The sequence below is a fragment of the Rhodococcus sp. RCBS9 genome, from assembly GCF_029457415.1.
GTDB lineage: Bacteria > Actinomycetota > Actinomycetes > Mycobacteriales > Mycobacteriaceae > Rhodococcus_F > Rhodococcus_F qingshengii.
The window spans coordinates 2400387-2420228 of record NZ_CP120422.1; the positions used below are offsets into that span (position 1 = coordinate 2400387).

The window sequence follows — 19842 nt, forward strand, 5'->3', positions numbered from 1 at the left end:
GATGGTGACGCTGACCCGGCCCGCACGAACTGCGTCGCCGTCAGTGGAGCATCCGCAACTCGAAACGCCCCGCTACCGCCGCAATCGCAGCAGGCCCAAGTGGGTCTCGATCCCACTCCGCTTCCTCGTGCCCGCGCTGCTGGTTGCCGGATGGTGGATCGGATCCGCTACCGGACTGATCCGCGAAGAGATCCTGGCCGGACCTCCGGCGGTGTGGACGGCATTCGCCGAGCTGTACCAGTCGGGTCAGTTGGTCGACTTCGGTCTCGCGTCGCTTCAACGTGCCGCACTCGGTGTTTCGGTCGGTGTGATCGTCGGATTGGTGCTCGGGGTTCTGTCCGGTCTCTCCTCGCTCGGCGAAGAACTGATCGACTCGACCATGCAGATCAACCGCGCGGTTCCGTTCCTCGCGCTCGTTCCGTTGTTCATCGCCTGGTTCGGTATCGACGAAACCTTCAAGGTAGTCCTGATCGCCGTCGCGACCGTCGCCCCCATGTACGCGTACACCTACCTGGGAGTGCGCGGAGTCGATCGCAAGATGGTGGAAGCGGCACAAGGTTTCGGCTTGACGGGTTGGCGACTGGTGTTCGGAGCGATTCTTCCGACCGCCCTCCCCGGTGTTCTGATGGGGCTTCGAATCTGCCTGTCGCTCAGCATCACCGGATTGATCGCCGCCGAGCAGGTCGGCACACGTGAGGGCATCGGATATCTGGTCACCCTGGCGCAGGAATACAACCGCACCGACTACATGGTTCTGTGCATCGTCATGTACGCGGCACTGGGACTCATCTTCGACGCAATCGTCAGACTGATCGAGCGGTACTCCATGCCGTGGCGGAGATTGTCGGTGGCGCGATGACGAATACAACCATCGGCTCGCTGCCATCCACCGAAGCACCTCTGCCGCCGTTGGCGGCCCGTGAGCGGACCGGCACCACCGCGGCCGAGCGACGTGCCGGATCACCGGTAGCGGTCTCGCTCACCGGAGTGCGTAAGTCGTTCGGTGACAAGACTGTTCTAGGTGGTATCGACCTCGAGATCACGCGCGGCGAGTTCGTCGTTCTCCTCGGCCCCAGCGGCACCGGCAAGACGACCCTGCTGCGAGTGCTCTCCGGTTTGGAAGCACCGGACAGCGGTGATGTGCTGGTCCCACGCGACCGCACGGTCGTCTACCAGGAACCGCGATTGATACCGTCGAAGCGAGTTCTGGCCAATGTCACAGTCGGACAGAAACGGTCACGTCAGGTGACCGACAATGCACGCAACGCACTCGCCGAGGTCAACCTCGCGGACAAGCACCGCGCCTGGCCGGCCACCCTCTCCGGCGGCGAGGCCCAACGCGTCGCATTGGCGCGCGCTCTCGTCCGTGAACCTGAACTGCTGCTACTCGACGAACCGTTCGCAGCCCTCGACGCTCTGACACGGCTCCAAATGCAAGACCTGGTAGGCGATCTGGTCGCCCGCCACCGTCCGGCAGTACTGCTCGTCACGCACGACGTCGACGAAGCCGTACGACTTGCCGACCGTGTGCTCATCCTCGACAAGGGCGGGTTTGCCGTGGATGTCGACATCGACCTGCCACGCCCCCGCGATCGGAACGATCCCGAATCTCTGCGCTACCGAGCGAGTTTCCTGAAGGAACTCGGCGTCGGTCGCACCTTCCCCGACGGACAGGACAGTCATGACATTGATCGCTGATTCCGCAATCGACACACTCTGGTACACCCGCTGCCCCGTTCCCACCGCCAGCGGCCTCGCCAACAGTCTCGGTTGGCTCGACCGGACGGCAAACGACTCCGGAGTGCGTTTCGGCGTACTGCAAGATGCCGGACCGGAATTGGCAGTGCGCCATTTCGATCACCACCTCTCCGGACTCATTCGCGAAGGCGGCAACGTCCCCGCACTGGCCGCGCGTGCCAGTGGTTCTCCGACGAGGCTCATCGGGCTCACCTGGATCGACGAGGCCCAGGCAATCCTGGTGCGCGGAGACTCCGACATCCGAGAAGCCGGTCTTCTGGCAGGCGCTCGGATCGGCATCCCGGCCTGGGCGGCAGATCAGGCCAGGAGCTTCCCCCGTGCCATGGCCCTGCACGGCTTCGCCTCCGCACTTCGACTCGGCGAGTTGAGTTTTGCCGACGTCACTCTCGTCGAGGTTGCGACGACGGCAGCCCCCGAGGTCCGCACCGCCTCGTCCACCCGCAACACGACGTGGGGCGTCGAATCCCTGCTACGCGGCGACGTCGACGCCATCTACGTCAAGGGTGCCCGCGCCCAGGAAGTTGCCCGCGAACATGGTCTCGCCGTTGCCGTCGATCTCGATTCCACTGCATCGCTACGTGATCGCGTCAACAACGGCACCCCACGACCGATCACAGTTCATGCCGACCTACTCGAACAACGCCCGGACATCGTCGTGGGTTTCCTCGCCGAGAGCCTGAGAGCGGCGGACTGGGCCGCAGCCAACATCGACGAGGTCCGAGCCGTTCTGCAGACCGAAACACAGTCGGGGCCCGAAGGTGTGGTGGCAGCGTACGGCGAGAACTTCCACACCGGACTGCATTTGAGCCTGTCTGACGAGCGTGTGGACCTGCTCGGCGTGCAGAAACAATTCCTGTATGCGCACGGCTTCCTTGCCGCCGACTTCGACCTGCAGTCCTGGGTGGCACACGAACCACTGGAACAGGCACGCAACCTCGTTGCGCAGAAGGGCACAGCAGAATGACGGACGTCTACTGGGAGCTACCGTCTCGCGGTGACGGACGCCGGGCGGTGGCCGCACTGAACAGTCGCGGCGGCTTCGGGCCGCAGCGACCGACTACCGTCGCGACCGATGTTCGTCCCGGAAACTTCGGGCCCTTCGACGAATTGGCACAGATCGTTCTCGCCGCCGAACTGTCGGGCGTCGACGGCGTTGTTGCACCGTACGATCCGAATGGCGAAGAATCCTGGATCGTTGCTGCCGCCGCCCTACGTCAGACGCGTCATTCGCGAGTGGTCGTGGAGTTTCACCCCACTTTCGGCACCCCCGTCTACGCCGCCAAAATGTCGGCGACACTTCAGCGCCTGTCGGCAGGTCGTCTCGAATGGCGAGTGAAGGTAGAGACGGACCCCGAAGACGCCGCTGCTCGCGGCGACGTGGTTCGAGGAGCCGACCGCTACGCGCGCGCCGCGGAGTTCCTGACCGTGGCCCGTGGCGTATGGAACGAGGAGCAGATTCTCCCTGGCGGATTCGGCGGTACGGGTTACGACTTCGACGGCGAATACTACGACGTACTCGGCGGCGGATTCCGAGGCATCTTGTCGGGACTCCGTTTTCCCCGAGTACATCTGACCGGGGACTCGCCGGAAGCTCTGGAACTCTCGGCCCACCATGCCGATGTCCATCAGTTCACCCTTGCCGGCGACGAGTTGTCGACACGGATCACCACCCTCGACGACCGAGCATCCGAACTCGGCAGGACCGTCGAGAAGGTCCTGCGCATCCCGATCATCGCGAGGGAAACAGCGGACGAAGCCTGGGCTCGCGTCGAACGGCAACTGAGAGAAGCCGATTCCGCTGCACTCGAGATCGATCGGGGCGGCATCCTGTGGTCCGGATTCGACCGCATCGGCTACGAGCACAGTATCGGCCTCGTCGGAAGCTACGAGGAGGTGGCGCAGCGATTGTCGTCGTATCGCGATATCGGCGTGGACGGTTTCGTCTTGTCCGGTCGGCCACACATCGAAGAGCTGCACCGGGCGGGCGAGCATCTCCTGCACCTGGTCGATCCCGAGGGTCGGATTCGCAAGGAAGAGAAGGCCACCACAGAAGAGAAGGCCACCGCATGAGCATCGATTTCTATTGGCGGATCGGGATGGAAGGCGACCACGCGTCGCTGCGTACTCCGCGTCGCTACAACCGCGGCGATGCCGGTGGATACGGGCCGGGCAACATTGCTCCCGCGATCCGCGGCGGCGAACTGGACGGATACAGCTACATCGACCACATGGCCGCGGTGGCAAAGGCTTCCGAGTCCGCAGGGTTCCTCGGTGGACTTCTGCCGTCTTTCCCGATGACCGAGGATCCGTGGGCGACCGCAGCAGCGTTGGCCGCCGAGACCACCACCTACCGTTTCATGGTTGCGTTCCAACCAGGGTTCCTGCACCCGGTCCAGGCCGCGCGAATGTCGGCCAGTCTGCAGCGCGCAACCGGCGGACGTCTGGTTTACAACATCATCAGTGGTGGAGGCGGAGCGCCTCAGCTGTGGTGGGGCGACAAAGTCGACCACGACGATCGCTACACCAGGACATCCGAATTCCTCGATGTCCTCAAGGGTGTGTGGGACGGCGAACCTTTCGACTTCGACGGTCGCTTCTTCCAAACCCACGGCGCCGCACTGCCAACCGGACTGGCCGGCCAACCGTTTCCCGAGGTGTACTTCTCCGGATCTTCGGCCGCAGCCGTCGCCGCCGCCGGACTGCACTCCGATTACTACCTTTCCTGGCTGGAGCCGTACGCCGATCTCAGAGCCAAGATCGACGGAGTGCGGGAGAACTCGGCCAAACTGGGACGCACGCCGAAATTCGCCGTACGCATCGACGTCGTAGCCCGGCACACCGAAGAAGCCGCATGGGCCGAGATCGAGAAAGGCTGGGCCTTCGTCGACAAGGGGGCCGCCGACCGTGCAGCCCAGGGTGACTCGGTGGGCGCCGCCCGCATCAAAGGCTGGGTACCCGAACACATCACCGGCTACCGAGATCTGGAAGTGCAACCCAACGTGTGGTGCGGCTTCAGCCTCATCCGCGGCGGACCGGCGTTCGGACTGGTCGGCAGTTACGAGCAGGTCGCCGAAAGACTCGACGAGCTGCGCGAACTGGGCGTCGACGCCTTCATCCTCGCCGGTAACCCGCATCTCGAAGAGGCATACCGCGTCGGCGAAGAAGTTCTTCCCCTCCTGCAGCGCACCCCGATCACACCTTCTGGACTGGAGACTCGATGACCACCACCGAAACTCGACTCGACACCGATACCGCAGCATTCGTCGAAGAAGCTCGCAAAGCAGCAGACAAAGCATTCGACGTCTTCCGCAAGACCGGAACGGTTGCAGCCAACGGGACCGTCAACTTCGTCGAACGCGTGCCCGGCACCGAAATCGCAGTTGCACTGAACGATCCGGGACCGTGGGCGGATGACCCATCGGTGTCACCGGTTGTCGCCACCTTCGATGGAGAGGTGCTGTCCGGCAACGGATCGGCCGGATTTGTCACCGGCTACGCATCGGTCTTCCGTCAGCATCCGGAAATCACCAGCGTTGTCCACATCCACACACCGTGGCTCGGCGGTTGGGCACAGACACATCGGACGCTACCCATCCGCTATGCGGCTTCGCAGAGGCTGACGCTCTCCCGAGAGATTCCGCCGCACATCGATCGGTCCCGTTCTGCAGGCGATTTCATTCTCGAGCGTCTCGAACACGATCCCGATCTGGTGGCGATCTTCGAAGCCAACGGCGGGGTCAACGTCATCGGCCGCAGCGGGTTGCTCGACCTCGCGAAGTTCGTCGTCCTCCTCGAGGAGGGCGCACAGTTCCAGGCGATCGCCGAATCCCTCGGCGGTTCGGTCGAATTCGATCCGTCCAACCTCGCCGTGCAGTGGGGCCGCAGCGGACTCGCCGACGAGGCGCGTCGACGCGGCCTCATCTAGACACCCCCATCACTGATTCAGAACAGGAAACCGTAGATCTCATGACCGTTCGCGTCGGATACTTCCCACACAACAATTCGCTGTTCGTACTGCGCCACACCGGAATCCTCGAACGCCGTCTCCCCGATGTCGAGTGGGTGGACCTGCGTGAGCTTCCCGCCAAGCCTGCAGTGAACCCGGAAAACGCCTTGCCGACCCTGCACTCGGACTGGCTGTTCGAGGAGGGCGGATACGACGTGATCGGAACCGGATTCACGCCGCCCGTCACCGGATTGGCCCAGGGCCGCGATCTCGTCTACATCGGAATCTCCGGCCCCCGCGTGGAGAACGGGCGCCTGGTAGTCAAGGCAGAGTCCGAGATCAACACGGTAGAGGACCTGCGTGGCAAGCGCGTCGGCATCGCGCACGGATCGTGGCAGACCACACTTCTGTTGTTCGCCTTGGATCAGGCGGGGCTGACCTGGTCCGACATCGTCCCTGTCGACACCGACGTACGCGGTGGTGGAGCGGACCTCGTCGACGGCACCATCGATGCCTGGGTTGGCGCGTACCCGGGGCTGACGGACATCGAAGCGAACCACGAACTGCGCACGCTGATCGCCACCGACGGACTCTTCAGCCACCCCTCACTGTGGTTCACCCGGCGCGATTTCGCGGATACCAACCCGGAGGCCCTCCAGGCGATCATCGAGGCCCTGCAGGAATCCGACGCCTGGATCGAAGCCAACCCCCGCGAAGCCGCCCAGGTCTTCGTCGACGACGTCGAGAAGCGTGGCGGGTCCGCGAGCCTCGATGCCTGGGAAGCTGCACTGCGCGGACGTCCTTTCGGTGTCAACCCTGTCACCGACGAGTTCCTGGACGAGCAGCAGCGCGCGGCCGATCTCCTGCTGAGCAACGGACTACTGCCGAAAGCGGTCACCGTCCGCGAAGCAGTCGTGCCGTGGATCAGCGAGTTCGTCGGTTCGGATCGTTCGTCGATCTGAGGACCCACTCCGGACAGATCCGCTTCACACGTGAAAGATACCGAACGGTCTGCCATTGTGAAGGAATGCGGCGGCGCGTGGGTGAGAGTTGGTCCACGCGACCAGTCTCAGGGGTAACCCCTGGGTCGGCCAGAAGAATTGGATACTGCGTCCACCGGCGTTCGGCACGCTCCGCGTGCTTGCCGCCGCACCGGACAAAGGATTTGGTCACCCCGCCCCGTCGCATCCCGGAGTCGAATCATGCGTGACTTCGAGCTCGATCCCGAGTTGGCGCGTCGTCTGGCCGTTGCGGCCGCTGACGCTCCGTGGACCCTCAGCGGCCTCGAGGAGGCATTCGGAACCGTCTTCGACGTTTCCCCGACGCTCCTGGCCGTGCGCGTTCTCGACCTCATGCCCGCTCCACCGTTCGAACCGCAGACTCTGTATCGATTGCTTCGCGAACTACCTCGCCTGCGGCCTGTTCCTCTCTCACTGGACACCAATGAAACCTCGGTGTGGCGGTTCGACGTTCCCCGCTACAACACCAGTGTGGACCTGGCTCGTTCACTGGATCTGACGATCTCCGAACTCGAGTGGTTCGCCGACCGAGGGGAATGGCTCCGCACGAAACCCCGACCGCTACGCCACTACCGGCCGATGCAGATCAGCAAGAAGGCCGGCGCTCGCCTCCTCGAGGTACCGAAACCCCGATTGCGCGAAATTCAGCGGAAGATCCTGCGCCGCATCCTCGACCTGGTGCCCCCGCACGACGCGGCACACGGATTTGTCCGTGGTCGAAGCCCTCTGACTTTTGCAGCGCCGCACGCACAGTCGGAAATCGTGATCGGCGTCGACCTCGCGCAGTTCTTCCCCTCGATCAGCGGCAGCCGCGTTCACGCCGTCTTCACAGCCCTCGGCTATCCACCCGCAGTGGCAGGTGTTCTCACCGGATTGTGCACTGTTGCAACACCTGCCGATACCCTGCGCGGCCTTCCGTATGCACAGGCATCACAGCTACGCACCGCGCATCTTCCGCAAGGCGCGCCAACTTCGCCTGCACTGGCGAATCTCGTCGCACGCAAACTCGACATCCGCTTGAGTGGACTCGCACAAGCGAACTGGCTCACCTACACCCGATACGCCGACGACCTCGCGTTCTCTGGAATCGAAGTAGCCGACGTCGGCACCCTCCTCTGGACGGTCGAGCAGATCGCCAGGGACGAAGGGTTTGCCATCCATCCACGAAAGACCAAGGTGATGCGCCCTCATCGACGCCAACACCTCACCGGGCTGGTGATCAACGACCAACCCTCGTATCCGCGCGACGACTACGATCGCTTGCGCGCCCTGCTGCACAATGCCGCCAGCACTTCTGCGCAGGAACAGAATCGGGATGGCGTGGAGAACTTCCGCGCCCACATCTACGGCCGGATCGCGCACATCGGCGAAACCAGCACTACACGCCGACGCACATTGCTGCGCCTGGCTGAACGTGTGGATTGGGACGGTTAGTGCCCGCGAGCAGTCAGAACCGCGGGGTGTAGGCCATGCATTCGACTTCCATGTGCGCACCCAGTGCCAGTCCGTCTGTTCCGAACGCACTGCGGGCCGGCAGTCTCGACGCCGGGAAGTACTCGAGGTAGACCTTGTTGAACTCCTGCCAACGAGACATGTCGTCAAGCATGACAGTACATTTGAAGATTGCTTCGACGCCGGAACCGTAAGCGATCAGCGAAGCCACGATGTTCTCCATGGTCTGACGAGCCTGCGCTTCGAAGCCGTCGGCCAAAGTCCCGTCCGGGAGCATGCCGATCTGACCCGACAGATACAGAACGTCTCCGACGCGCACTCCGGTGGAGAACGGCGTATCGAAAGCGGGTGGGATGAACTCGACGGTCTGAGATGAATCCATTAGATCTCCTCGGAGTTAGAATATGCGTGACGAGTTGGCGTTTCAGCGCACTGGGCGCGCACGAACATCGGCCAGGAAGTGCGCCACCAACTCGTTCCACGCGTGTGGGTCCTCGAAATAGGGGGAGTGACCGCGGTCGGCAAGTTCGACCACTTCGGCGTGGGGCAGGAACTCGGCGGCGCTGCGAATCCGCTCGGGTGTCATCAAATCGTCCAGCTCACCCGCGATCAGCAGAACCGGCGCCGTCACCGCGGCAAGATCGCTCGGCGAGTAGTTGTGGTCCTTGAGAATTCGGAAGAACTCGGTGTCAGGTGGGCGATGACCGAAGGTGCCGAGAGCTTGGTACAGGTATGCCCTCGCCATGTCCAAGCTCGGCAACCGTCCGCCCACAGCGGGATGCTCCCCCAGGGGCCGCGCGGTGACGGGTGCTGCGGTGAGGGGAGGTGCGCTGTCCGGACCGAATCCGACGGGAATGCCGCCGGTCGTGCAGGCCAGGACTACCGACTCCACCCGGTCCGGAACAGCGATCGCGGTCCCCAATGCGGCCCAACCGCCCATCGACTGGCCGACCACGTGCGCTCGATCAACCGCCAACAGGTCCATGATTTCGATCAGATCAGAGACTGCCGCTACCGGGCCGTGGTTGCCGTTCTCGTTGGTAGAGCGGCCGAATCCTCGCTGATCCCAGCTGATCACCCGATAGTGCTGAGCGAAGTAGGGCACCTGCTGGTACCAGACGGCCGCATTTCCGCCGAGACCGTGCGTGAGAATCAGATCCGGGCCCTCGCCGGCAGTCTCGTACCAGACCCGTTCGCCGTCTGCGACGGTGATGAAGCCCTCGGTCCTTGAAATCATCCTTGTTCTCCTGTGTCGGACGGGCGCTTGCCCGAAGTGTGGTCAGTGAGGAGTTGCTGCACTTCATCGGTGGCCCGCAGCAGGTGTTCTTCGACCATTCGCGTCGTTTTCGCATCGAAGTCGGTATCGAAACCGATCACCGTCAACGCACAGAGCGGAGACCCCTTGCGGGAAGACACTGCACGCGAGACCGAACCGATGATGTCCTGAGATCGTTTGTGGACAACGGCGAATCCGGTTTTCTGCGTCTCGGCGATGTCGGCGAGAAAGCCGGTGGGTCCTTCCAGTGGATAGCCACTCTTCTCCACCATCGCCAGGTAGGGCGCCCGGGTGTTGTCCTCGAGTGCCGCCACCAACGCGAGCGGACCCGCGAACCGGTGCGGCGGAAGCAGATCCCCGAGCATACGAGTGATCATCTTGAGTCGCTCGGGACGCAGCGCCGCGATGATCCGCGTCCCGCCGCTCTCGAGAACCTGCAGATTCACCATCATGTCCGTGCTCTCGGACAGCACCCGCATGGTCGGATCGCACAAGGCCGCCAACGAATGCGCTGCCGCTTCGTGGGAAACCTGCAGTGCAGCCGGGCCGGGGAGATAGCGACCGTCGTAGCGGAAGACCCAACCACGGTTCGCGAGTTCTCCGAGCACTCGGTGCGCAGTCGGGCGGAGCATCCCGACTTCTTCTGCCAGTTCGCTGAGCTTCATCGGCGTGGTCGAGCGCGCGATGGCCTCGAGTAGATCCAGCGCTTTGTCGACGGCGGACGCAGAACCCTTCGTCATCCGATCCCCTCCCGGTGCCGTGGATGTACCCGGCGATCCGAAATCTCGTGTTCTTGGAAAACCCTTGGCATTCGCCTAGGAAATTACTATAGTCACAACAATCGTTCCGGCGTACGGAATTCTTTGAGCGTCTTCACCTTCCCACCGGATTACCGGCAAGGAAGTCATATCTTTCCCAGCGAGAGGTTTTCGGACATGACGGTTGGACTTACCCTTCGGTCGACACCACGGTTCAGAGTTGTTGCCCTGGCCGCAGTCGCGACCGCGGCATTGGCACTGACAGGCTGTTCGAGCGACGCCACGGCCTCCGACGACGGGGGCACCCAGACCACCACGATTCGAATCGCACCTCAGCCGATCGCGGACTTCGCACCGATTTGGCTCGGCATGGAGCAGGGGTACTTCACCGATGAGGGACTCGACATCCAACTCGTGGAGGGCGGCGCTAGTTCCTCGGCTCAAATTCCGTTGTTGCTCAGCGGAAATGCAAATATGGCAGCCACGACTGCCGCTGCCGCAATTCAGGCACGGAGCCAGAACATGCCCGTCACCATTGTCGGCGGGCTCACGAATTTTGCCGCAAATGACAGCGTCGACCAGTCCGGTCTCGTGGTCGCCAAGGACAGTTCCATCAGCGGCTTCCGTGACCTCGAAGGCAAGACCGTCGCGATCAGCGGTTTGAAGTCCGTCAGCGAAGCAGTCATCTCTGCCGCGGTGGAGAAATCCGGCGGAGCAGCGAACAAGGTCTCGTTCATTCAGGCGCCCATGCCCAACCTCGGCGACCTGGTTTCCACCGGCGGGGCCGACGCGGCATTCCTCATCGATCCGTTCCTGAGTAAAGCAACCGACTCGGGGCTGAAGATCCTCGGCCACCCCTTCCCCTTGGCCGCACCCGGTGTACCGGGGACCTCGCTGGTCGCTTCGGAATCGTTTGTCAATGCGAACCCTGACTCACTCGCGAAATTCCGTACCGCGCTTGCCAAATCAGTTGACTACGCCAATCAGAATCCGGGCGCGGTCAAGGCTGCACTCTCGACACAAGCCAAGATTCCGCTCGAAATGCTGGCCAACAGCAAGAATCCTCAGTTCGTCGCAGTAGTGGAACCGGGTGCTCTCGGCACGGAGATCGAACTGCTGGTCAAGTACGGGGTACTGACGGATTCGGTCGAGGCCGAATCCCTGCTGACCCCGGCCAACTGAGTTGTCCGCCTTGACAACCCTGCAGACTCGCCGCAGGCAGGTTCTGCTCGGTCGGCTGCTGACGCTCTTCGCGTTGGCAGCCGCCTGGCAGATCTTCGGAATGCTCGGCGACGAGGACGTCAAAGGTATTCCGAAGTTCAGCGACGTGGCAGTGGCCTTTGTGAACGAGCTCGGCACGTCCTCGTTGTGGACATCACTGGGACAAACGGTGACCACCACGGCGATCGGATTGGCGCTGTGCCTGGTGATCGGAATCCCGGCAGGGCTGCTGCTCGCCGCGCACCCGTTCCTGACGGTCTCCTCCCGCTTCGTCATCGACTTCTGCCGAACCGTTCCGCCGCTCGCAATCATTCCGCTCTTTCTGCTGATCATGGGCCCGACGCAACGGATGGCGGTGGCACTGATCGTGGCAGTAAGTGTGTGGCCGATTCTGCTCCAGACGATTCACGGTGTGCGCAACGTCGACCCGGAACTGCTGGCCACCGCACGATCCTTCCGACTTCCACTGTGGCGCAGGCTCGCTCTCGTCGTCGCACCGGCGTCGATGCCCTACATCTTCACCGGGATTCGCATCTCGGCAACACTGAGCTTGCTGCTGACCATCGGTGCAGAATTGATCGCGGGCGTGCCGGGACTCGGTAAGGAGATCCTGCTGAGCCAATCCGTTCCCGATCGAATGTTCGCACTGATCATCGTCGCCGGACTACTCGGAATGCTGCTCGCCTTCGCCGTGATGGCGATCGAGAATCGTTTACTTGCCTGGCATTACATCCCGAGGAGGATGACGACGTGAAGATGATGTCAGGACTTCGACTCCTCGCGTGGGAGTTGTGGCTGCCGATCTTGATCGTCGTCGTATGGTACTTCGGTTCGGAGTCGAGCAAGTCGCCTTACTTCCCGCCGCTGTCACGTATCTGGAAAGCGTTTGTGGACAACTGGTTCGGTCCGGGATTCGCCCACGACGTCGTACCGAGCTTGACCAACCTTGCCTTCGGTCTCGCCGTGGCACTGGCGGTCGGCGTCGGTGCCGGTCTCCTGCTGGCACTGTTCCCGCTGGCTGCCGACATTGCCGATCCGTTTCTCCAGTTCTTCCGCGCTATTCCGGCGCTGGCCGTATTACCCGCACTTTTCATCGTTTTCGGAACCGGTTCGACGGGTAACGTTGCCGCCATCGCCTTCGGCGCGGTCTGGCCGATACTCCTCAACACCCTCGACGGCATTCGCTCCATCGACCCGAGTATCCGATTGGTGGCGCGCAGCTACCGGATCCGTACACCCCTCCTCGTGACGCAGGTACTCCTCCCCGGAGCGATGCCGCAGATAACAGTCGGTATCCGCACCAGTCTCGCGATCGGTGTCGTCATCATGGTCGGAAGCGAAATGTACGTCTCCACTGCAGGAATCGGTCACTTCGTGATCGTCGCGCAACAGACCTTCGCGATCGCCGACATGTGGTCCGGAATTCTCCTGCTGGGAATCATCGGATACGTGCTCAACCTCGGATACGGCGTGATCGAACGATGGTTGCTCAGATGGCAGCCGCGGACCCACGACGCTCTCGCAGTGAAAGGAAACTGATGTCATCCACAGAATCTGCGGCATCGAAACCCGCAGTCGAACTGTGCGGCCTCGGGGTGACCTACGGCGGTCCCACCGGCCGCGAAGTGCTCCGCGGCATCGATCTGTCCGTTGCACCCGGAGAAATCGTCTGCATCGTCGGCCATTCCGGCATCGGCAAGAGCACGCTGATTCGTTGCATCGCCGGTCTGCAGAAGCCGACCACTGGTGAGGTCCGCATCGCCGGGATCGCGATCGATGCACCGCCGGCCACGCTGGCTCTCGTGTCACAGGACTACGGACGCACACTGATGCCGTGGCTTCGAGTGGGCGAGAACGTTCGCCTGCCGCTACGGGGCAACGGTCTGGCGCGGAAGGTTCAGAACGAGAGGGTTAGCGATGCACTTGCCGTTGTCGGTCTAGGCGGTGCTGCGCGTTCCTACCCCTGGCAGTTGTCCGGCGGAATGCAGCAGAGAGTGGCGATAGCTCGCGCTCTCGCCTATCGGCCGCAGGTACTCCTCATGGACGAACCCTTCGCGTCGGTCGATGCGCAGACCCGCGCGGAACTCGAAGACCTGCTGCTGACGCTTCAGCGTGATCTTGGCATCACCGTCCTCCTCGTCACCCACGACGTCGACGAATCGGTGTACCTGTCCGATCGAGTGGTCGTCCTCGGCGGAACTCCGGCATTGACGCAGGACATCGTCGACGTCCCGTTGACCGGAGCTCGAGATCAACTGACCACCAAGGCAGACCCACTGTTCATCGAGTGCCGTACCAGGGTCCTGTCCGCGATCCAGCAGTCGAAGGTGGTGGCGCCCGTGTCGTAAGCGCCTCGCCTAGGCTGGCTCCGTGATCCTTCTCCTCATCGGCCTCGCGCTGCTCGGATTCTGCGGCTACCGGTTCAGGCAGGATCGACGGAGGCTGAGCAACGGCGTCTACCTACTTCTCGGACTGATCTTCACCGGTCTGTGGATGTTGCAGTCGGGTGCGCCGGGAACCGAGGTCCCGTCGTTCGTCATCGCGACGATCGCTCTGCTCTCGCCGTTGCTGGTGCTCATGCTTGCAGGATTCCTGATCGTCAACGGAGTCACGATGCTGCGGCGCGAGGGATTCAGCGTCGCGAATCTGCTCTCACTCGTCGCCGGACTCGGCCTGCTCGTTCCCTACGTGTTGCTCGCATCAGCGCTGCTTACGCAGAGATATTGGCTCGCAGTCGTTCTCGGTTCGTTCAGCCTGGTCGCGTCGTACCTGGGGTTTCTGTTCACGAGCTTTCTGCTCTACTCCTACGTCTACGGACGCCAGAAGTACCAGCCCGGGATGGACGCGATAGTGGTGCACGGCGCCGGGCTTTCGGGCGCCGACGTGACACCCCTGCTTGCCAGCCGTCTGGACAAGGCGGCCGACGTCTTTCGCGCCGAGGTCCGCGAAGGACGTTCACCACTGTTGGTCGTGAGCGGCGGGAAGGGTTCGGACGAGGTGGTCAGCGAGGCGGACGCAATGTGCGTCTACCTCGTCGATCACGGGATACCGCGCGAGAGCGTGATTCTCGAGGACCGCTCGACCACCACGCTCGAGAACCTCGAGTACACCAGGGACCTTCTCCGTGCCAACACCACGAAGCCTCGAATGGTGCTGGTCACCAGCAACTTCCACATCCTCCGAACTGCGACGTTTGCCCGAAGCCTCGATCTGGATGCGGAAGTCATCGGTTCCCACACCGCCCGGTACTACCTGCCGAGCGCCATTCTGCGCGAGTTCGCCGCCGTCACGGTGGAGCACAAGTGGCTCAACGGAACGGTCTGCCTGATCCTGGCCGCCCTGCCCCCACTGGTGGTCTGGGCGGCAGGAGGCATTTCGTAGCCGGATTCAGCGAATCAGGCTCTCGACGGCCATCGGTCGGCGACCCAGAAGCAGTTCGACGGCCGCGCTGCCGGCAAGAAAATCGTGGTGGTTGTAGAACTCGAACATCGCCGCCAGACGCGAGCTGGCGTTGACGTCAAGGCTGCTGCCGATCTGTTCGCGCCATTGATCCACGCTGATCTGATCTATCGCGACGGTCCGTGACGTCTGCTTTTCCACCATCTGTGCCACCTCCATGACGCTCAGAGCTTGCGGGCCGCCCACCTCGTACGTCGCTCCGTGATGTTCACCCGAGCCCTCGCTCAGTACGACCGCGGCAACAGCCGCCACGTCCGCCAGACTCACGAACGAGAACTTCGTTTCCGCGCTGTACGGCAGGACGATGGTGTCAGATCGGCCCGTGAGTACCGCCTCGAAATTCTGCGCGTACGCACACGGTTGCAGCACAGTCCATTTCAAGGGTGAACGATGCAGTTCGTCCTCACACCTGGCTTTGTCCAGGTGATGCGGCATGGACGGGCTGAACGGCCACGCGACGGAGTGATAGACAAAGTGCTCCACTCCCGCCGATGCCGCTGCCGTCAGCGCATTGCGAAGCAGTGCGGGCTCGTCGGGATGGACGTTCGGGGCAATGAAGTACACGCCTCGGCACCCGGCGAGCGCCTTGCGCAGTCCGCTTCCGGTTTCCAGTTCTACCTCGAAGTCCCCGTCGACACGCGCCTTTCGCACCAGTCGCCGAACTGTCACGCTCGGCGGCAGTGCTGCGACGACGGCCTCACCGGTCTTACCCGCGGCGCCGATCACCGCGATGTCGGCGCCGCGAGCAATTCCGTTCTCCATGAGAGTTTTCCGTCCTAGACGTAGTCGTAGACCGCTGAGGTGGCGCCACCCGAAAGCTGCGCGTAGCCCGGACCCCGATCGAAGAAGGGCTCGTTCTCACCGCGTTCCGAGCGCAACTGATCCCGCAACTCCGTGGTAGCAGCCTCGTCGACGGTCGGCTCGTCACCCTCGATCACAACGACAACGCCGTAGTCGTCGCGTGCACCCTCTACGGAAACCTTGCGCCACTGAATGTCTCGCAAGACCTCCTCGATCGGGCGCTCCAGTGGATCTCCCCAACCGCCACCACCGGTGGTGCGAATCCGTACGACCTCGCCGGCCTTGATCGGCTCGGCATCGGTCAGCGCGTCGAACTCACGCTCGTTCGGTCCACCCGGATCCAGGACGACGGAGAACGGCCGACCGGCCTTGCCACCCTTGACTCCCCAGCAGGCGAGAATCGAACGGTCCGCGATGGACATGAAGTGAGCATCCTTGAGCATGCGGATGTGCTTCTCGTATCCCAAGCCGCCGCGGTAACGTCCGGCTCCGCCCGAATCCATGGCCAGACCGAGCTTTTCGACGATGAAGGGGAAACGGCTCTCGGTGAACTCGGTCGGCAGGTTCCGTGAATCGGGAACGACGTGAATCGTGTCCTCGCCGTCGGCGTAGTAGCGTCCGCCGGAACCTCCGCCGAGCACCTCACGCATGAGATACGAGTGACCCTCGAAGTCCTCACCGTACACACCGGTGTACCTGATGGTCTCCTGATCGGCGGGCATGTTGCCGTCCACAGCCTTGGCCACGACGCCGGCCAGCACTCCGAGCAGACGGAGGATGACAAACGTGCGAGCGTTGGTGGGGGCAGGGAAGATCGGGGTGATCAATGTTCCCTTCTCGGGGAACTTCATCTCGATCAGCGGTACGACGCCCTCGTTGACATCCAGTTCGGCCATGCGCTCCGGGGTGTCCGCGAGGTTACGCAGAATCGGGGCCAACCACTTGATGAGGAAGTTTCCGTCCGCGTAGTCACCACAGTGGTTGATCGGGCCCTTTGCCTGCGGTCCGGTTCCGTTGAAGTCCAGGATGAGTCGCTCGCCGCCCTCGTCCTCCGGCCGCGTCTTCGTGAGCGTGATCCGCTGGATGTGGAGCATCGGTTCGTCGACGCCGTCGTGCTCGGCGTAGTCCTCCCACGTGTACTCACCGACCGGGATCTTGCTGAGGATCTCGCGGCGGTACGTCTCGGTGGTCGCGTCCATCATCGCGTCGAAGCACGACTCGACGGTGTCGACGCCGTAGCGCTCGAACAGTTCGGTGAGTCGGCGCGCACCCATCAGGCACGCCGAGCACTCGGCGTCGAGATCGGCTGCGAGAGCGTCGGGCATGCGGGAGTTACGCGTCATGATGCGCAGCGCCGCCTCGTTGGGAACTCCCTGGTCCCACAGTTTGATCGGCGGAACCATCAGTCCCTCTTCGTACACCGTGGTGGCGCCGGACGGCATGGAGCCGGGGCAGCAACCGCCGATGTCGTCGTGGTGACCGAATGCCTGAACGAACGCAACAACCTTCGGCTCGGCATCGGGAGTGACGCGGGCGAAGACAGGCACCGTGACGCAGAGGTCGGGGAGATGGCCGATGCCACCTTCGGACAGGTAGACGTCGTTGTGGAAGTACACGTCTCCCGGCTTCATCGTCTCGAGCGGGAAGTCCCGGGCGATCGGATGAACCAGTGCGGAATACGAACGGCCCGTGAGCTTGCGGAGGTTCCGGTCGTGAATACCCGCGCGGAAGTCGTGAGCGTCACGGATCATCGGCGAACGCGAGGTGCGCGAAATGGAGGTCTCGACTTCCATTTCCACGCTGGCGAGGTAACCGGCGACGATCTCGACCAGAATCGGATCAGGTGACGCGCCGTCGGTAGCGGTGAGTCGGTACGGCTTGGCCGCGGTGGCAGCAGCAGCATCGAGAATGGCGGTCATCACTTCACTCCGTTCGAGTCGGAAGACTTCGAGATACGAATGTTCCCGAAGGTGTCGATACGTGCCGAGAATCCGGGATGGATCGGGACAGTCGAGCTGAACTCCTCGATCACGGCCGGTCCTTCGATGACGTCACCCGCACCGAGCAGTGTGCGATCGTAGGTGGCCGTTTCGACCCAGCTGTCGAAATACGATTGACGCGAACCGGTTCGAGCGGTGTCGGCGCCGGTGCCGGCCGGGATCTCCTTGAGCGTCGGACGCTTGATCGGGCCGATGCCACTCACGCGCAGGTTGACCCATTCCACGTGCTGCGACGGGTCTCCCCGGAAGTCGTAGCCGTACAGCTCGCGGTGCGCCTGGTGGAACGCCTCGGCCGCGTCGTCCATGATCTGCGTCGTGACGGTACCTTCCGCCACCGGGACGCGTACCTCGAAGGCCTGACCGAGGTAACGCAGATCCGCAGTGCGAGAGTACTTGCGCTGCGTCTCGTCGAAACCCTCTTCGGCAAGCGCGATCTCGGCTTCGCCGGCCAGCGCGTCGAACTGGCTCTGCAGGTCTTCAGCCTTCAACCGGTCGTGACGACTGACGTGCGTCTGGACGTAGTCGTTGCGGACATCGACCGTCAGCAGACCGAACGCGGAGACGTTACCCGGATTGAGCGGGACGAGAACGTCTTTCAGACCCAGGATGTCGACGAGACGGCAGGCGAGCAGGGAGCCGGAACCGCCGAACGTCACGAGGGTGAAGTCGCGAACGTCGAGGCCACGCTTGACGGTGATCTGACGCAGGGCGTTGGCCTGGTTCCATGCCGAGACCTCGAGGACGCCGACCGCGCACTCTTCGAAGCCCAGACTGAGCTGTGTTGCAAGCTCTTCGAGGCCCTTGCGTGCCAATTCCGTGTCGAGAGGAATCTCGCCACCGAGCAGGTGGGGTGGGATGCGACCGAGCAGGACGTGCGCGTCGGTGATGGTCGGTTCGCTGCCGCCCTTGCCGTAGCACAACGGTCCGGGATCGGCGCCGGCCGACTGAGGGCCGACTCGGAGGGTGTGTTCCGGCGTCATCCACGCGATCGACCCACCACCGGCGCCGACGGTCACGACGTCGATCATCGGGATCTTCGACGGGTAGTTGCCCACTCGCCCTTCGGTGGTCAGCGCGGGCTCGCCGCGAACCACGACGGTGACATCCGTCGACGTTCCGCCGCCGTCACAGGTCAACACCTGCTCGACGCCGGCGGCGTCGGCGATCAGCGCAGCACCGAGGGCTCCGGCGGCCGGTCCCGACAGGACTGTCGTAATAGGCTGGTGAACAACCTCTTTGGCCGACAGGACACCGCCGTTGGACTTCATGACGTAGAACGGGATGTCGCGGGGTTCACCGTCGGTGGTCGAGAACTCACGCAGACGATTCGCGATGTTGTTCACGTAGTTGCGGATGTTCGGCTTGACCGCGGCGTCCACGAGTGTGGTGATGGACCGCTCGTATTCGCGGTACTCACGCAGCACCTGGCTCGAGATGCTCACCGTCGCATCGGGGAAAACTTCGAAGAGGATGTCGCGTACGCGCTCCTCGTGCGTCGGATCGGCGTACGAGTGCATGAGGCAGACGCCGATGGTCCGGATCCCGCGGTCCTTGAAGAACTGCGCTGCGCTGCGAACGCTCTCTTCGTCGAGCGGACGAATCTCGCTGCCGTCGAAGGAAAGGCGTCCACCGACGGTGCGTACACGATCGGCGGGGACGATGCGTTCGGGCTTGACCCAGAAGTACGAGTTGCCGTAACCGTCCGGCACCGACTGACGAGCGATTTCGAGAACGTGCTCGTAGCCCTCAGTGGTGATGAAGCCGAGGTTCTCGACCTTGCCTTCGAGCAGCTTGTTCGTCGCTACGGTCGTACCGTGGCTGACCGCACCGATCGAGTCGCCACTCTCACCGAGCTTGGCGAGTACCTTCTCGATACCGGCGAGAAAGCCCTCGGCGGGGTCCGCCGGGGTGGACGGGGTCTTGGTGGTGACGATGGCGCCGGTTTCGTCGTCCACTGCCACGATGTCGGTGAACGTTCCGCCGGTATCGATACCGACCCGAATCTTCCTGGGTTCCACGCTTCCTCCTGAGATCTTTGGCTCGTCTCGTCTGGTACCGATCGACGGTTGCGGCCTAGCCGGTGAGTGGCTCGTACCTGACGTGTAGAGCTATTCCACAGGTTCGGAAGAGCGGATTCTTTGTCACAATTCGC

General features: G+C 63.0%; 19 protein-coding genes. 13 read left to right on the forward strand and 6 right to left on the reverse strand.

Annotated features, from left to right (window positions below):
- Position 1: 1 nt before the first annotated feature.
- The 8 genes from P0M12_RS11450 (at position 2) to P0M12_RS11485 (ending at position 8157) form a co-directional block, all read left to right on the forward strand.
- A complete protein-coding gene (locus tag P0M12_RS11450; protein WP_003946011.1) occupies positions 2–859 on the forward strand; it encodes an ABC transporter permease in 858 nt (285 codons plus the stop codon).
- Positions 856–1698, forward strand: coding sequence for an ABC transporter ATP-binding protein (locus tag P0M12_RS11455; protein ID WP_030537943.1), 843 nt, complete (start codon positions 856–858; stop codon positions 1696–1698). The genes P0M12_RS11450 and P0M12_RS11455 overlap by 4 nt, the downstream gene beginning before the upstream one ends.
- A complete protein-coding gene (locus P0M12_RS11460; RefSeq protein ID WP_277377736.1) occupies positions 1682–2722 on the forward strand; it encodes an ABC transporter substrate-binding protein in 1041 nt (346 codons plus the stop codon). Before P0M12_RS11455 ends, P0M12_RS11460 begins: the two co-directional genes overlap by 17 nt.
- Positions 2719–3828, forward strand: a complete 1110-nt coding sequence (locus tag P0M12_RS11465; RefSeq protein ID WP_050656907.1) for an LLM class flavin-dependent oxidoreductase — start codon at positions 2719–2721, stop codon at positions 3826–3828. The genes P0M12_RS11460 and P0M12_RS11465 overlap by 4 nt, the downstream gene beginning before the upstream one ends.
- Complete coding sequence (locus P0M12_RS11470) at positions 3825–4979, forward strand: LLM class flavin-dependent oxidoreductase (protein ID WP_007735501.1); 1155 nt, start codon at positions 3825–3827, stop codon at positions 4977–4979. Before P0M12_RS11465 ends, P0M12_RS11470 begins: the two co-directional genes overlap by 4 nt.
- Entirely contained in the window at positions 4976–5683 is a 708-nt protein-coding gene (locus P0M12_RS11475; protein ID WP_003946038.1) for a class II aldolase/adducin family protein, read from the forward strand. Before P0M12_RS11470 ends, P0M12_RS11475 begins: the two co-directional genes overlap by 4 nt.
- A gap of 41 nt (positions 5684–5724) precedes the next feature.
- Positions 5725–6666, forward strand: a complete 942-nt coding sequence (locus P0M12_RS11480) for an ABC transporter substrate-binding protein (protein ID WP_003946000.1) — start codon at positions 5725–5727, stop codon at positions 6664–6666.
- A gap of 240 nt (positions 6667–6906) precedes the next feature.
- On the forward strand, positions 6907–8157 hold the full coding sequence (locus P0M12_RS11485) for a reverse transcriptase family protein (RefSeq protein ID WP_082661502.1): 1251 nt from the start codon (positions 6907–6909) through the stop codon (positions 8155–8157).
- Positions 8158–8170: 13 nt separating this feature from the next.
- On the opposite strand, the gene P0M12_RS11490 is transcribed toward P0M12_RS11485, so the two are convergent.
- Genes P0M12_RS11490 through P0M12_RS11500 form a run of 3 tightly spaced genes read right to left on the reverse strand, consistent with a single transcriptional unit; the run spans position 8171 to position 10191 of the window.
- Positions 8171–8557 (reverse strand): RidA family protein, encoded by a 387-nt coding sequence (locus P0M12_RS11490; protein WP_050656904.1) that lies wholly within the window; start codon positions 8555–8557, stop codon positions 8171–8173.
- 42 nt (positions 8558–8599) lie between these two features.
- Positions 8600–9412 (reverse strand): alpha/beta hydrolase, encoded by an 813-nt coding sequence (locus tag P0M12_RS11495; protein WP_277377737.1) that lies wholly within the window; start codon positions 9410–9412, stop codon positions 8600–8602.
- Positions 9409–10191, reverse strand: a complete 783-nt coding sequence (locus P0M12_RS11500) for a helix-turn-helix domain-containing protein (RefSeq protein WP_003946023.1) — start codon at positions 10189–10191, stop codon at positions 9409–9411. Before P0M12_RS11500 ends, P0M12_RS11495 begins: the two co-directional genes overlap by 4 nt.
- Before the next feature lie 195 nt (positions 10192–10386).
- Here P0M12_RS11500 and P0M12_RS11505 point away from each other — a divergent pair, with 195 nt between their 5' ends.
- From P0M12_RS11505 to P0M12_RS11525, 5 genes are read left to right on the forward strand one after another with little or no spacing between them, the layout of a single operon-like run.
- Positions 10387–11391 (forward strand): ABC transporter substrate-binding protein, encoded by a 1005-nt coding sequence (locus P0M12_RS11505; RefSeq protein ID WP_050656902.1) that lies wholly within the window; start codon positions 10387–10389, stop codon positions 11389–11391.
- A 10-nt stretch (positions 11392–11401) separates the two neighbouring features.
- Positions 11402–12184: an ABC transporter permease gene (locus P0M12_RS11510; protein WP_007735497.1), complete on the forward strand. Its 783-nt coding sequence runs from the start codon at positions 11402–11404 to the stop codon at positions 12182–12184.
- A gap of 2 nt (positions 12185–12186) precedes the next feature.
- Positions 12187–12969, forward strand: coding sequence for an ABC transporter permease (locus P0M12_RS11515; protein ID WP_202426591.1), 783 nt, complete (start codon positions 12187–12189; stop codon positions 12967–12969).
- Positions 12969–13778: an ABC transporter ATP-binding protein gene (locus P0M12_RS11520; RefSeq protein ID WP_058039344.1), complete on the forward strand. Its 810-nt coding sequence runs from the start codon at positions 12969–12971 to the stop codon at positions 13776–13778. The genes P0M12_RS11515 and P0M12_RS11520 overlap by 1 nt, the downstream gene beginning before the upstream one ends.
- Before the next feature lie 22 nt (positions 13779–13800).
- Entirely contained in the window at positions 13801–14811 is a 1011-nt protein-coding gene (locus tag P0M12_RS11525; protein ID WP_042448030.1) for a YdcF family protein, read from the forward strand.
- A gap of 6 nt (positions 14812–14817) precedes the next feature.
- On the opposite strand, the gene P0M12_RS11530 is transcribed toward P0M12_RS11525, so the two are convergent.
- Genes P0M12_RS11530 through P0M12_RS11540 form a run of 3 tightly spaced genes read right to left on the reverse strand, consistent with a single transcriptional unit; the run spans position 14818 to position 19708 of the window.
- A complete protein-coding gene (locus tag P0M12_RS11530; RefSeq protein ID WP_003945973.1) occupies positions 14818–15651 on the reverse strand; it encodes an NmrA family NAD(P)-binding protein in 834 nt (277 codons plus the stop codon).
- 14 nt (positions 15652–15665) lie between these two features.
- Positions 15666–17609, reverse strand: coding sequence for a hydantoinase B/oxoprolinase family protein (locus tag P0M12_RS11535; RefSeq protein ID WP_231782722.1), 1944 nt, complete (start codon positions 17607–17609; stop codon positions 15666–15668).
- Entirely contained in the window at positions 17609–19708 is a 2100-nt protein-coding gene (locus P0M12_RS11540; RefSeq protein ID WP_007735491.1) for a hydantoinase/oxoprolinase family protein, read from the reverse strand. The genes P0M12_RS11535 and P0M12_RS11540 overlap by 1 nt, the downstream gene beginning before the upstream one ends.
- Between the last annotated feature and the right edge of the window lie 134 nt (positions 19709–19842).

Coding starts and splice junctions, on each gene's coding strand:
- P0M12_RS11450 (WP_003946011.1), top strand. CDS start 2: ATGGTGACGCTGACCCGGCCCGCACGAACTGCGTCGCCGTCAGTGGAG.
- P0M12_RS11455 (WP_030537943.1), top strand. CDS start 856: ATGACGAATACAACCATCGGCTCGCTGCCATCCACCGAAGCACCTCTG.
- P0M12_RS11460 (WP_277377736.1), top strand. CDS start 1,682: ATGACATTGATCGCTGATTCCGCAATCGACACACTCTGGTACACCCGC.
- P0M12_RS11465 (WP_050656907.1), top strand. CDS start 2,719: ATGACGGACGTCTACTGGGAGCTACCGTCTCGCGGTGACGGACGCCGG.
- P0M12_RS11470 (WP_007735501.1), top strand. CDS start 3,825: ATGAGCATCGATTTCTATTGGCGGATCGGGATGGAAGGCGACCACGCG.
- P0M12_RS11475 (WP_003946038.1), top strand. CDS start 4,976: ATGACCACCACCGAAACTCGACTCGACACCGATACCGCAGCATTCGTC.
- P0M12_RS11480 (WP_003946000.1), top strand. CDS start 5,725: ATGACCGTTCGCGTCGGATACTTCCCACACAACAATTCGCTGTTCGTA.
- P0M12_RS11485 (WP_082661502.1), top strand. CDS start 6,907: ATGCGTGACTTCGAGCTCGATCCCGAGTTGGCGCGTCGTCTGGCCGTT.
- P0M12_RS11490 (WP_050656904.1), bottom strand. CDS start 8,557: ATGGATTCATCTCAGACCGTCGAGTTCATCCCACCCGCTTTCGATACG.
- P0M12_RS11495 (WP_277377737.1), bottom strand. CDS start 9,412: ATGATTTCAAGGACCGAGGGCTTCATCACCGTCGCAGACGGCGAACGG.
- P0M12_RS11500 (WP_003946023.1), bottom strand. CDS start 10,191: ATGACGAAGGGTTCTGCGTCCGCCGTCGACAAAGCGCTGGATCTACTC.
- P0M12_RS11505 (WP_050656902.1), top strand. CDS start 10,387: ATGACGGTTGGACTTACCCTTCGGTCGACACCACGGTTCAGAGTTGTT.
- P0M12_RS11515 (WP_202426591.1), top strand. CDS start 12,187: ATGATGTCAGGACTTCGACTCCTCGCGTGGGAGTTGTGGCTGCCGATC.
- P0M12_RS11520 (WP_058039344.1), top strand. CDS start 12,969: ATGTCATCCACAGAATCTGCGGCATCGAAACCCGCAGTCGAACTGTGC.
- P0M12_RS11530 (WP_003945973.1), bottom strand. CDS start 15,651: ATGGAGAACGGAATTGCTCGCGGCGCCGACATCGCGGTGATCGGCGCC.
- P0M12_RS11535 (WP_231782722.1), bottom strand. CDS start 17,609: ATGACCGCCATTCTCGATGCTGCTGCTGCCACCGCGGCCAAGCCGTAC.